Source organism: Staphylococcus sp. GDY8P54P, from assembly GCF_017892645.1.
GTDB lineage: Bacteria > Bacillota > Bacilli > Staphylococcales > Staphylococcaceae > Staphylococcus > Staphylococcus ureilyticus.
In genome coordinates this window covers 16,078-29,409 of the sequence record NZ_JAESLN010000011.1, presented here as the reverse complement: position 1 = coordinate 29,409, position 13,332 = coordinate 16,078, and the positions used below count along the sequence as shown (strand labels likewise).

10 protein-coding genes are annotated in these 13,332 nt (G+C 30.9%); 4 read left to right on the top strand and 6 right to left on the bottom strand.

Annotated features, from left to right (window positions below; all coding sequences use genetic code 11):
- Positions 1 to 24: 24 nt before the first annotated feature.
- The 6 genes from yhaM to xdrA all read right to left on the bottom strand — a co-directional run bounded on the left by yhaM (position 25) and on the right by xdrA (position 7,971).
- Positions 25 to 966 (bottom strand): 3'-5' exoribonuclease YhaM, encoded by a 942-nt coding sequence (gene yhaM / locus KA883_RS07390; RefSeq protein WP_046207623.1) that lies wholly within the window; start codon positions 964 to 966, stop codon positions 25 to 27.
- Positions 966 to 3,899 (bottom strand): ATP-binding protein, encoded by a 2,934-nt coding sequence (locus KA883_RS07385; RefSeq protein ID WP_046207624.1) that lies wholly within the window; start codon positions 3,897 to 3,899, stop codon positions 966 to 968. The genes yhaM and KA883_RS07385 overlap by 1 nt, the downstream gene beginning before the upstream one ends.
- Before the next feature lies 1 nt (position 3,900).
- Positions 3,901 to 5,085 (bottom strand): metallophosphoesterase family protein, encoded by a 1,185-nt coding sequence (locus tag KA883_RS07380; RefSeq protein WP_046207625.1) that lies wholly within the window; start codon positions 5,083 to 5,085, stop codon positions 3,901 to 3,903.
- Positions 5,086 to 5,548: 463 nt separating this feature from the next.
- Positions 5,549 to 5,893 (bottom strand): YlbF/YmcA family competence regulator, encoded by a 345-nt coding sequence (locus tag KA883_RS07375; protein WP_019468127.1) that lies wholly within the window; start codon positions 5,891 to 5,893, stop codon positions 5,549 to 5,551.
- A gap of 69 nt (positions 5,894 to 5,962) precedes the next feature.
- Positions 5,963 to 7,093 (bottom strand): DUF445 domain-containing protein, encoded by a 1,131-nt coding sequence (locus tag KA883_RS07370; protein ID WP_046207626.1) that lies wholly within the window; start codon positions 7,091 to 7,093, stop codon positions 5,963 to 5,965.
- Between the two features lie 413 nt (positions 7,094 to 7,506).
- A complete protein-coding gene (gene xdrA / locus KA883_RS07365; protein ID WP_019468125.1) occupies positions 7,507 to 7,971 on the bottom strand; it encodes an XRE family transcriptional regulator XdrA in 465 nt (154 codons plus the stop codon).
- Between the two features lie 414 nt (positions 7,972 to 8,385).
- Between xdrA and purU the strand changes: the two genes are divergently transcribed.
- The 4 genes from purU to KA883_RS07345 all read left to right on the top strand — a co-directional run bounded on the left by purU (position 8,386) and on the right by KA883_RS07345 (position 13,255).
- Positions 8,386 to 9,237 (top strand): formyltetrahydrofolate deformylase, encoded by an 852-nt coding sequence (gene purU, locus KA883_RS07360; protein ID WP_046207627.1) that lies wholly within the window; start codon positions 8,386 to 8,388, stop codon positions 9,235 to 9,237.
- 498 nt (positions 9,238 to 9,735) lie between these two features.
- Positions 9,736 to 11,985, top strand: coding sequence for a formate C-acetyltransferase (gene pflB, locus KA883_RS07355; protein WP_210139934.1), 2,250 nt, complete (start codon positions 9,736 to 9,738; stop codon positions 11,983 to 11,985).
- Positions 11,986 to 12,008: 23 nt separating this feature from the next.
- Entirely contained in the window at positions 12,009 to 12,758 is a 750-nt protein-coding gene (pflA, locus tag KA883_RS07350; RefSeq protein WP_046207629.1) for a pyruvate formate-lyase-activating protein, read from the top strand.
- A gap of 185 nt (positions 12,759 to 12,943) precedes the next feature.
- Complete coding sequence (locus KA883_RS07345) at positions 12,944 to 13,255, top strand: hypothetical protein (protein WP_225309945.1); 312 nt, start codon at positions 12,944 to 12,946, stop codon at positions 13,253 to 13,255.
- Positions 13,256 to 13,332: the final 77 nt, after the last annotated feature.

Below are 13,332 nucleotides of genomic sequence, written 5' to 3'. Positions count from 1 at the left end.
TTAAGCGTATATTTTCCGTATCGCTTAATCTAAAGATGTTGGATTGTAAAATTGTCTACCCTCAAGCCCAAAAATACGTTCAGTAAATTGACCTTTTGGCGTTTTCTTATATGCTTTTTCAAACATATTCATTTTTGCATCAATGTTATCGATGAAAAACAAAATTTCTGCCTCTTTCATATGTGGTAGTTTCGGAGAGCCAAATTCCATTTTTCCATGATGTGCTAAAATCATGTGACGCAGTAATAATACCTCTTCACCTTCTATATTTAATTCTCGTGCAGCATCTGCTACTTCATCACTGGCAATAGAGATGTGGCCCAGCAAATTACCTTCAACCGTATATGTTGTTGCAACAGGACCACTTAATTCTTTAACTTTACCTAGGTCATGTAAAATAATAGAACTATATAATAAACTGCGGTTTAAAAGTGGATATATATCACAAATAGATTTTGCGACCCGTAACATTGTTAATACATGATAACTTAACCCACTTGAAAAATTATGATGATGTGTACTTGCTGCAGGAAATGTAAAAAATTCTGTTTGATATTTACGCAATAAATGTCTTGTAATGCGTTGTAAATTTGCATTTTCAATCTCTAACATATAATGAGAGACTTCTTCTTTGATTTCTTCTGGTGTGAGTGGCGCGCCGTCTACGAAATCATGTATGTTTAAATCTGCTTCATCTGAAGCTAATTTAATTTTATTAATTTTCATCTGTTTACGACCACGATAATTAATAACATCACCAATAACGTGTACGATTTTTTCTGGTTCTAAAACACGCATATCTTCCTTTGTAGCAGTCCATAATTTGGCTTCGATGTCCCCACTTTTATCTTGAAGATATATCGTCATATAGTCTTTTCCTTGAGCAGTTACGCCTTGTGTCGCTTTATGAATCAAGAAATAGTGATCAACTGAATCTCCAGGATTTAATTTTTCTACATTTCTCATTATTTACCGCCTTCCTCAGGTTTATTCAAAGTAATAATTTGTTTTGAAGGCACACTTGTATCTTTGACACATGTAAAGTATAAAATTTGATAATCATTGGGCATTTGTCTTAGATAATTCATCATCGTTTCTTTTCTATGTTTATCAAAATGTACAAATGCATCATCAATAATTACAGGGAATGGATAGTAAGGTTTTAATGTTTTAATTAAACTTAAACGCAATGCGATATATAGTATTTCTTTAGTAGACTGGCTTAATTCAATTGGTTCGTACATTTGACCATTCACTTGTTTTACCATTAAATCTTCATTCGCATAAGTTACTTGTACATAATTTCCATTTGTTAAATGTGCAAAGATTTCTGTTGCTTCATTTATCACTTGTGGTAAACGCTTATCTTTAATTTGTTTAATATGTCCTTCCACTAAAGATTGTAAGTAACTAAGACTTGCCCAATCTTTTGCTTCATCATTCACTCTATTTTTCAAAATATGGAACTTATGACGTAAATCCGCTAACGTTTTGTCTGTTTCCATATCCGTGATTTTAGCTTTTAAATCACTGACTTCTGACTGCATTTCTAAATATTGATCATTATAATGATCAACTTGTCTTTCTAACACTTCATCTTCTTCAGATAGTTGAGCATATGTTTTTTGACTCAGCATAGAACTAGCTTCGTAATTATAATTTTGGTTTTCTAGATATTTCGTTAAATCATTAAAGCGGTTTAATTGTTGATGATAAGCCTGATATTGAGCATGCTGATGATAATACGATTCTTCATCATTTGCACTTACAAAGTTAAATAACTGTGATATCACATTATTATTCTCATGTAAGCGATGTTTAAGCTGTGATAATTCACTTTCTATTAATGTGATTTGTTCTTGATTCCTATTCCATTTATCTAAATTAGTTGTTTCTTCTTTTAACCATTGATTTACGTCATGAAATAAAGATAATGTGTTGAAAGAAGTAAATTGATTTTGGGTTACTGCTTTTGCATGTTCATAAAATGTATCTAATGCCTGTTGTAACTCAATTTTTTGCTCGTTCAATTCAACAGTATGATTGTCATAATCCTTAATTTTATTCATCGTCGCAATACTATCAATAATGAGTTCGTCTGAAATTTTATCAGATAAATGTAATTCATCTTTAATTTGGTTGATCTCATTCTCTGACTTTGAGTATTGTTGTTGTGCAGATTCTAAATTGGAAGATAAATAATTTGCTTTTTTATCTAATGCCTCTTTCGTTTTAATAGCATTATGGAATTGCTCGCGAATTCTATTTTGATCATCTAAATCAAAGTCCAAATTATAATTGGCTTCTAAATCATTAATTTGGTGTTGCAAATCTTCAATTTCATTAGAAAAGGTTTCACTATGTCCTATCTCTTTCGATTTAACTAAGAAGATACCCACGATAAATACAAGAGATAGTAATGCAAATACAATACCGAAGACCAAATTAGCTGAAATAAATGAAAAGATAGTTAATCCAACACCAACAACTGCTAATATAACGAATGCAAATCGAAAAATATTTTGTTTACGTTCATTTTCTTGTTGTTCTTTATCAAAAGCTTCTTTCATTTTTTGATATAAATTATTTTTCTCTTGTAGTTCGAATACACGATTGTTATATTGTTTTTTCTTTTCATAGTTTTCATCAGACACAATATCTTTTTCTAATGCATCCATCTCAGTTTGATTTGTTTCTTTATCAATTTTATTTTCTTCAATATTGCGTTCTAATTGTTGAATAAAAGCAGTCTGTTCTTGCTTATTTTTAATTTGATCGCTTACATGACTCTTCATTGCCTCTGAACTGTCGACTTCATGGTATACATCTTGCCATCCGATATTAGACTTCAAGCCTGATTTTTCACGTTCTTTATCTTGAATTTCTTTTTTAACTGATTTTAATTCGTATTCTTTTTGTTTAATTTCATTTTCTTGTTGTTGTATATGGTTAAAAGCATCAATATCAGATTGCTTAGGTACATTGATTTTTTCATTTTCACTTTTTAAATGCGTTAATCGTTCTTCTCTTAAGCCAATATCTCTTTTTAAATTTTGTGTTTGAATTTTTGCAGATTCATAGCGATCGATGCCTTGTTCAGGAAATGTGACAGGTTCTATATTTAATTGGGTTTCCAATGTTTTCCATTCTTGTGTTTGCTCATGTAAAGCTAATTCCTTTTGTTTACGATCATGCATTTTAGACAATTGGTTTAAATTCTGTTTCAAATTTTCTAAGCGTCGATCTGCTTTATCTTTATCGTCTACTAAACGTTTGTAAGATGACAATTTTTCTTCTTCTTCTCGAATTTGTCGCTCTAATGACTTCAACTCTTCAAGCTGTTGGTTAATAATTGGATTTCTGCCATTTTTCTTATATAGCGCTTCTTTTTTATCATTCAAAATCTCACGCATGCTAGTAAATTCTGTTGATCCTAATGCACCAGCCTGGAGTAAATAGTTTTGTAATTGTTTTTCATCCATATTTTTATGAATATTTTGTAGGCCTAAGACATCAAATGAAAATATACCTTGATATGTACGTTTTGAGATAAAATTAAGTTCTTTCTTTAACCAGCTTTCATCTTTAATGGCACCATTCGGTAGATAAACTTTAACGTCTCCAGTTGCTGCACCTTTGATACGTTCAATTTCTATCAAAGAACCATCATCTTGAATCAATGTAAGTTTTCCGCCGTATTGATTGCCTAAACGTGGCTCTAGTCGTGGTTCATTTTCTTTCTTAGTTGGAAACCCAAAAAGAATGGAATGTATAAATGCCTGTATCGTAGACTTACCTGACTCATTTTCCCCATAAATTTCTGTAAAATTTTCATCAAACTGAATGGATCTTTGAATGAATCTACCATAACCATATATATCTAATGATTTAATCTTCATTTTACTCCCCCCTCATATCTGACTTTAATAATAATTCAGCGCGTTTAATTAATTCTCGACGATCAAAATCATCATAATTTTCTAGGTATTTAGAAGCTTTTGGATTAAGATATAAATCATTCATAGCTAACTCATAAACTGAATTATCTTCTATCAAATCTGCTGAAAATTCTTTGACAAGGGTCGTTTTTTCATCATCTTTATTCTTTATATTCAGATCTTCTATAAACACAAAATTATGCTCATTTTCTTCATATTCACTAATCATTTCATGCACTTGCATTAAATCTTGATCAGAAATAATTTCATCTGAATTGACATTTACTACTAATTGATAAATTGCTTTACCTTCAGCTCTAACTTGTGATTTAAAATCTTGTATTGCGTCAAACAAACCTTGTTTTGAAGTCATGTTTGTATCTATTTCAGCCTTTTCAAAACGAATAAACTGTGTTGGCACAAATTTAGCATTTAGATGTAAATCATCGCCCTCTATTAATAGGCAACCTTTTTCTCCAGTTTCTTTGAAATGACGACCTTGAATATTACCTGGATAATGAATTTGAGGCATATCGCTTAGTTGTTGTCGCTCGTGTATATGACCAAGTGCCCAATAATGATAAAGTTTATTGTTTAAATCTTCTAATCTAAATTCAGTATATCGGTCTTTTGTGTTCGTTTTGCTATATGTACCATGCAAAATACCTATGTGAATACCTTTTTGACCTTGACTTGACGGATAGGCATCAAGTTTATTTTCATAGCTCGCTTCATTTTGATAACTGAAACCATGTAAATATATTTCTTCACCGTTTTTAGTAATTGTTTGATATGTTTCTACATTTTCAGAAAAAACCGAAACGTTATCTGGCCACTCAGTTCCTATAGATGAAGATAATGGATCATGATTACCATGACAAAGATAAACAAATATTTGTTCTTTTGCCAGTCTTTCAAATTGCTCTTTTAAGAACACTTCAGCACGGAGGGTTCTGTTATGACTATCAAATAAATCCCCTGCTATAATCATAAAATCTACTTCTTCATTTAACGCTAAATCCACGATTTTTTTGAAACTTTCATATGCGCTTTTTTGCATATCTTCAAATATCGATTGACTTAAGTAGCTTCTAGACTTAAATGGACTATCTAAATGTAAATCTGCACAATGAATAAATTTAACCATATATTTATAGTTCTCCTTTATTTAAAGGTTTTTATAAAAAGCATGAAAAACAGGCATTGATATTGAGACTTAAAAAATGGACTAACACCTATGTACACGCTAATACCTCGTATCTCTTTATTTTACCACACCGACTATTGTACAGTCGATAAAACAAAAAAGCTGAAACATAAATAAATGTCTCAGCTTTAAATTCAATATTAACCATGATTCATTGAATAAAACATGAACCATTATCCAGCAATTAAAGAATTCATTTATTGGCATCAATTCTTTTGTATTTCATTTCTCAATATATTGAGTTTATCATACATATGCTTGAATAAAAGTACATATATTCCTTCAAACTATGGTTGTTGCCATATATTAATTTTGAAAATCATTATATGGCAACATATTAAATATTTTTAACTTTTTATAAGAACTTTAGATTACTTTTAAAATAATCATTCTGATTAATTAATTAGTCAGCGTAAATTTCATCTAAAGGTTTAACAATGATTTGATTAATTTCTTGGAATACTTGGCTCATGTTTTGCTCAGCAGCCATTAATTCTGAAATGTTAGAATCATTTTCGATTTTTTGTGCTTGTTCTTGAGCTTTTTGTAATTCCTCTTCACCAATTTCTTCACCTTGCATTTGTTTTTGTTGGAAGTTTAATTGTGTTTCGCGGAATTCATCAAAAAGTGCTTTTGATTCATCATTTTCTTTTACTTTAGCATAAGCTTTTTGTATTGCTTGATATTCATCACTTTCTCTTAAAGCTTGTTCTAATTGATTTGCATGATCGTATAAATTTACTGCCACTGTGCTTCACTCCTTTATTTGTATATGTGTTATAACCACATCGATATTACAATAACATAATTTAATATGTTATACAAAAATTGCAATTATGCCTTGTAATAAACCTATGATGCCACCTAATAGAAAGCCTAAAAGCATAATTAATTTCAATTCTTTATTTGCGATATCTATGATTAAACGTTCAATATATGCTAAATCAAATGAATTTATTTGTTCTTCAACCATTTGTCTTAGGTTAACTTTTTTCATGATTGGAGAAATATGCTTAGATCCTTTATCAATAATTAATTCCGTAAGTTGTTTTGAAATTTTTGTTTCTAAGAATGTTATAAATTCTGGCATTAATTCTTTCAATGGTCGATTCGATATACTATCTATGTTTGCATAGTTTATTAGTAATTCGGTAACCGTTACCTTAAGCGAGTCGAATTGATCTTCATTGATGACATCTACTAACGCTTTTGTTTTAAATGTAGCGTATTCATTTTCAATAATCTGTTTTGCAATTGCTTTAGCTTTGGGGTGATTTGTTAATCTAATCAATTCATGTTGTATTCGATCTGCAATACTTTCTCTTGTCATAAACATCTGTAGCAAACCTACGATTTTACCTTTCTCATTAAAGAAAGTATCTAACATAGATGCTATATCAGCAGCACCTTTTTCCGATTTAAGATAAACACGTGCGCGTTCAAATAATAACTCAGGCACCCCATCTACCTTTGCATCAATATTTTCTTCAATATCTGAAGGAATCAGTTGATTTATAGGGGTTTCTTTATGTTCAGCATAATATTGTTCTAATTTATTATTGATAACTGAATACATTTTATCATTAGTAAACTGTACAACATCAACATCGAAATTTTTCGTCAACGATTGAATTGTCGTATGATCTGCTTTTAATTTTTGGATCTGTTTTAAGATTAGTGATTCGATTGCTTCTCTTGATTTAGGTGCATTTAATTTTGACTTAATTAACGTTTCAGTTAATAAGTGTTCTTCAATAACTTGTCCAATTTTATCTGCAATTTCTGTTCTTCTTTTTGGTATTAACCCGGGTGTAAAAGGAATTCGTCTATTAAAAATATAATAAGTTTTAAACGGATGAAATAACATTCTTACAGCAATTACATTTGTGACGCCACCTATTATTGCTCCAATAATCATCATCGCTATAATTATTAAAAAAGCGTGCATAGTTAATTCTCCTTCAAATAAAATTTGTTATAAACTGAAGGTACAATCATATCAGTCATTTTTACATTGTATAACATATAACATAAAAATGTGCATACTATTTGTTATTTTTCAAAATAAAATTGCTGGTAGCAATCATTATGAGTACATTCAATTTGTATTAGTAAAAATACAGAAATAAAAAAAAGAGCGATTTAGAAATCAATCAACATTTGATTTCCCGTGTTCGCTCTTAAAATGATGTATTCTTTTTATCATGGGTCAAAAACTATATCAACTTACTTATTAAGTTCAGTTCATTAGTTCATGACCGATTTCAATTAACTATAGTGACTAAACCATTCAATATATACGCCATAACTTTTTTAGTTAATGTTATAAATAATGATTCTTCTATCACACAGTACATTTATTTATACGTGCATTAATTCTTCTTTAGAAACTCTACCAAAATATGTTTCAGCTTCTCTTAATTTAGAAGTACCAAAAATAGGTTGTGTTTCCTGATTTAGTACACGGTAGATATCACTTACTTTGTTGCTTTGTAAAATATAGCCGTTACGCGTATCAACTGTGTTCCAATATATATCACTTGTTGTCGAATGATTTGGATACGCACAATGGTTACGTGAAATTGTTTGTACCATTTCTAATGGGTCGCATCCGAAAGTACTATTTAGAACATCAGAATCTCTAAATAATGCACAAATTGACACACATGTTGTCCAGTTTGGCAATACTCTCTCTTTTTCAATTTGTACTAGTGTCTTTTTTGAAAGACCAATTGTTTGTGCCATCGTATCTTGCGTATAACCCGCTTCGATGCGCACCATTTTAAATTTTGTTTGAATTAAATCTGTAAAACTCTGTCTATCCATTACTTTAATCTACCTTTCATAAAAGAATATTTTATCCGGACACAAGAAATTGCAATAATACACGTTTCTTGAAACACAAATTACATCTTAATACAATTTGCGATAAAATAAAAGAGCGAAATGATATTTTCGTTGTTTTTTGTTATTTGCGAAATTATCTAAATAATCAATCTTATATCTTATAATTAACTTAAACATTTTTAGTACTTTTATTGTAAGCGTATAACAAGTATGAAATGTGATTATATTTTTCACTTATTACTCTTTTGATATAAAAACACCATTTATTATTATATCTTAAATTTTACTTTTTGGCATACCATTTGCCTTAAATAATAGAAATTAATCATTTATTTACATTTTTCAGAATTTTCATTATAATCAGGGTTACTTTAATAATTGAGGTGTAAAAAAATGACAGAGAAATATATATTACTTGCAACTTGTACAGATAAAGTCGGTATTACTTCATTAATTACTAATAAAATTGCTCAATATGATTCTAATATTCTACATTTAGATCATTTTACAGAATATGACCATTCACCAAATGCTACAGGTCAATTATATTTGAGATTGGAATTTGAAAATGTACCATCATTGAAAGAAGATTTAGAAACAACGTTGCAAACACATCAAATAGATTTTAAACTCTTTGACAATCAACAACATACAAAAATAGCACTTTTTGTTTCTAAGGAAGATCATGCTTTCAACGAAATTTTATTACGTGTTAACAGAAATGAATTGCCTGCCGAAATTGTGTGTATCGTTAGCAATCACGAAAACAATAGACAATTCGCAGAAACGCTTCATATCCCTTTTTATTACATACCGAGCAACGAAGATAAAGCGATTGTGGAAAGAAAAATACTAGATGTTTGTTCTGAGCATCAAGTTGAACTCATTGTTTTAGCAAAATACATGCAAATACTATCCGACCATTTTGTCAGTCACTATCCAAACCAAATCATCAATATTCATCACTCATTCCTACCATCATTTATAGGTGCTAACCCTTATAAACAAGCATGGGAACGCGGTGTTAAATTGGTCGGAGCAACAAGTCATTATGTTACTTCTGATTTAGATGAGGGCCCTATCATAGATCAAGACGTTATAAGAATTAATCATCGGTACAATGTACAAGATTTACGTAAAATTGGTCGGCATGTTGAATCAAGTGTGTTAGCTCAAGCTGTCGAATATCATGTGCTGCATAAGGTAATTGTCACTGCGAGTAGTAAGACTATTGTTTTTAATTAAAAACTTTAAAAGACCTGAGACCGATATCTGCCTCAGGTCTTTTTATTCGAAGCGCAACGCAATCTCAACAACTTTAAAAAGAAACTTTGACATTTTTAAGCATCTTACTTACTTTCTTTAATTTTAACTTTTACAATATCCCTTCTTAAAAAATTAATAGTATATCAACGCGTCTTCGTTAAGCTGTGCAATTAAATAATTATAATTCCTCAACCAATCAACACTACTTAACTTTAATTTATGGTTGTTTTCACTTTTTACTAAACACCTTTGCCAATCTACTTTATATATTGTTTTGTGTATGACATATCATTATATACACATTAAAAACTGTTCTATAACAGAACTACAATTGATATTAAGTGTATTACTTTTTAATACAGATTCCAAAAGCTTTCACATTTTAGATTAAAATTATTCAAAAACTTTGTGATTTTTTTAACAAAACAAATGATATAATTATTGTGAAAAAAATAACATACTTTTGGAGGTAATGATATGTTAAAAGAAAATAATATGCAATCCACAGCATGGAATGATTTTAAAAAAGGTCGCTGGCAACATCATGTAGATGTAAGAGAATTTATTCAACTCAATTACACATTGTACGAAGGTGATGATCAATTTTTAGCAAGTCCTACAGAGGCAACAACTCAGCTTTGGGATCAAGTCATGCAATTGTCTAAAGAAGAGCGTGATCGCGGTGGAATGTGGGACATGGACACAAAAGTTCCTTCTACCATCACTTCTCACGAGGCAGGTTATCTAAATAAAGAATTAGAAAGCATTGTTGGGGTCCAAACCGATAAACCATTCAAACGTTCGATGCAACCTTTTGGTGGCATTCGTATGGCCAAAGCAGCTTGCGAAGCGTATGGTTATGACCTAGATAGTGAAACTGAAAAAATATTTACTGACTATCGTAAAACGCATAACCAAGGAGTATTCGATGCATACTCCAAAGAGATGTTAAATTGCAGAAAGGCTGGAATCATTACTGGACTTCCAGATGCGTACGGCCGTGGACGTATTATTGGAGATTATCGCAGAGTCGCTTTATATGGTGTAGACTTCCTAATGCAGAAAAAAATGGAAGATTTCAACAATATGTCTAAAGAAATGTCAGAAGATGTCATCCGATTACGCGAAGAATTGTCTGAACAATACCGAGCATTAAATGAATTAAAAACATTAGGTAATATTTATGGATTTGATTTAAGTCGCCCAGCCTATAACTTTAAAGAAGCAGTACAATGGTTATACTTAGCATATTTAGCTGCCATTAAAGAACAAAACGGTGCAGCTATGAGCTTAGGCCGTACTTCAACATTTTTAGATATCTATGCTGAAAGAGATTTAAACAATGGATTGATTACAGAACGTGAAGTACAAGAAATCATTGACCATTTTATTATGAAATTACGTATCGTTAAATTTGCTCGAACACCTGATTATAACGAATTATTTTCTGGTGACCCTACTTGGGTAACAGAATCAATTGGAGGTGTAGGTATTGATGGACGTGCATTGGTAACTAAAAACTCTTTCCGTTTCTTACATTCACTAGATAATTTAGGTCCAGCACCTGAACCAAACCTCACAGTATTATGGTCAGTTCGCCTACCTGACAATTTTAAAACATATTGTGCAAAAATGAGTATAAAAACAAGCGCAATTCAATATGAAAATGATGACTTAATGAGAGAATCTTATGATGATGATTATGGTATTGCATGCTGTGTATCTGCTATGACGATTGGAAAACAAATGCAATTTTTTGGTGCTCGTGCTAATTTAGCAAAAACTTTATTATATGCGATTAATGGTGGCATAGATGAAAAATCAGGTCAACAAGTCGGACCATCATATGAAAGTATAAAATCAGAAGTACTCAACTTCGATGAGGTATTTGAAAAATTTGATAAAATGATGGATTGGTTAGCTGGAGTATATATTAATTCACTTAATGTCATCCATTATATGCATGATAAATATAGTTATGAACGTATTGAGATGGCACTGCATGATACAAATATCATTAGAACAATGGCTACAGGTATAGCTGGTCTTTCTGTTGCTGCAGATTCATTATCTGCAATCAAATATGCAAAAGTAAAACCTATTCGAAATGAAAATGGCGTTGTAACAGATTTTGAAATCGAAGGTGATTTCCCAAAATATGGTAATAATGACGCACGTGTTGATGATTTAGCAATCGACCTTGTAGAACGCTTTATGACAAAATTACGTAGTCATAAAACTTATCGTAATTCAGAACATACGATGAGTGTGTTAACGATAACATCAAATGTAGTATATGGTAAAAAGACAGGAAATACACCAGATGGACGTAAAGCCGGAGAACCCTTTGCACCAGGTGCAAACCCAATGCATGGACGTGACCAAAAAGGTGCACTTTCTTCACTAAGTACCGTAGCAAAAATACCTTATGATTGTTGTAAAGATGGTATTTCTAACACATTTAGCATCGTTCCAAAATCACTTGGTAAGGAAAGTAATGATCAATGTAAAAATCTCACAAGTATGTTGGATGGCTATGCAATGCAACACGGACATCACTTAAACATTAATGTATTTAATAGGGAAACACTATTAGATGCAATGGAACACCCTGAAGCATATCCACAATTAACGATTCGTGTTTCTGGTTATGCCGTTAACTTTATTAAATTAACACGCGAACAACAATTAGATGTTATTTCACGCACTTTCCATGAAAAAATGTAATTTGAATTTAAGGCGGCTTATATATGTTAAAAGGACATTTACATTCTGTTGAAAGTTTGGGTACCGTTGATGGTCCAGGACTACGATATATATTATTTACTCAAGGGTGTTTATTAAGATGTTTATACTGTCATAATCCCGATACTTGGAAAATAAATGATTATACACGCGCAGTCACAGTTGAGGAAATGGTAAATGAAATAACTCCTTTCAAACCATATTTCGATGCATCAGGTGGGGGCGTGACAGTCAGTGGCGGTGAACCATTATTACAAATCAAATTTTTAACCGCCTTATTTCAATCATTAAAAGCACATGATATTCACACCTGCATTGACACTTCAGCTGGTACAGCGAAAAATACACATACTTTTGAAAAACAATTAGATGCTTTGCTAAAGTTTACAGACTTAATATTATTAGACATTAAACATATTGATAATATGAAACATAACAAATTAACTGGCCAACCTAATACACATATATTAAACTTTGCTAAAACACTTTCTCTTAAAAATCAACCCGTTTGGATAAGACATGTACTAGTGCCAGGTCTCACAGATGATAAAAAAGATTTGATACGGTTAGGCGAATTTATAAATTCACTCGACAACGTTGAGCGCTTTGAAATACTGCCATATCACCAATTAGGTGTGCATAAATGGCAATCACTAGGTTTAACTTATGCTTTAGATCAAATAACAGCACCTACCGAGGCTGAAGTAAAACAGGCCTATCAATATGTAAATTTTAAAGGTTACACCCCTATTTAACTTTATTACGACACGTTAAAATAATCGCGCTTATTAAAATGTAGTTCATCAAATAAGTAGTGAATTGATATCAGTTGAAATATAGATATCATTCACTACTTTTCTTTTTTGTTAATGAACACGAATTTGAATAACACTATACAAAATGATATATTAACTAAAACAAATTTTAAGGGGATGTTTCTTTGAATAATCATTCTTCAACAAAACTAATTTCTATCAGTGCTTCTATGAAATTTATTAATGCGCAAATGATTCCAGGCATATTGACGTTATATAATGATAAAATTACGTTTAAAGCAAAAGGAATAATTGAAAATCATGAAATCAAAAGTTTATTCCCTTTTAATGAACTTCAAAGTGTTAAATTTGGTCTATCTTTAACTCCTTTTAGAATAACGATTATGGAGTCTGATGGAGAGCCTTGGCTATTTGATCAGGTTCCTAGAAAAGATGGTAAAAAATTTGTAGAATTGTACAATGTACTTCATTCTTAATAAGTCATCTATCAGGTTAATCTAATACTAAACTATCATAATGATGGTTTATTTTTTAAGAAAAAAATTTTTATAAA

Excerpts from the sequence above, each read along its gene's own strand:
- yhaM (WP_046207623.1), bottom strand. The coding sequence starts at position 966 with ATGAGAAATGTAGAAAAATTAAATCCTGGAGATTCAGTTGATCACTAT.
- KA883_RS07385 (WP_046207624.1), bottom strand. The coding sequence starts at position 3,899 with ATGAAGATTAAATCATTAGATATATATGGTTATGGTAGATTCATTCAA.
- KA883_RS07380 (WP_046207625.1), bottom strand. The coding sequence starts at position 5,085 with ATGGTTAAATTTATTCATTGTGCAGATTTACATTTAGATAGTCCATTT.
- KA883_RS07370 (WP_046207626.1), bottom strand. The coding sequence starts at position 7,093 with ATGCACGCTTTTTTAATAATTATAGCGATGATGATTATTGGAGCAATA.
- xdrA (WP_019468125.1), bottom strand. The coding sequence starts at position 7,971 with ATGGATAGACAGAGTTTTACAGATTTAATTCAAACAAAATTTAAAATG.
- purU (WP_046207627.1), top strand. The coding sequence starts at position 8,386 with ATGACAGAGAAATATATATTACTTGCAACTTGTACAGATAAAGTCGGT.
- pflB (WP_210139934.1), top strand. The coding sequence starts at position 9,736 with ATGTTAAAAGAAAATAATATGCAATCCACAGCATGGAATGATTTTAAA.
- pflA (WP_046207629.1), top strand. The coding sequence starts at position 12,009 with ATGTTAAAAGGACATTTACATTCTGTTGAAAGTTTGGGTACCGTTGAT.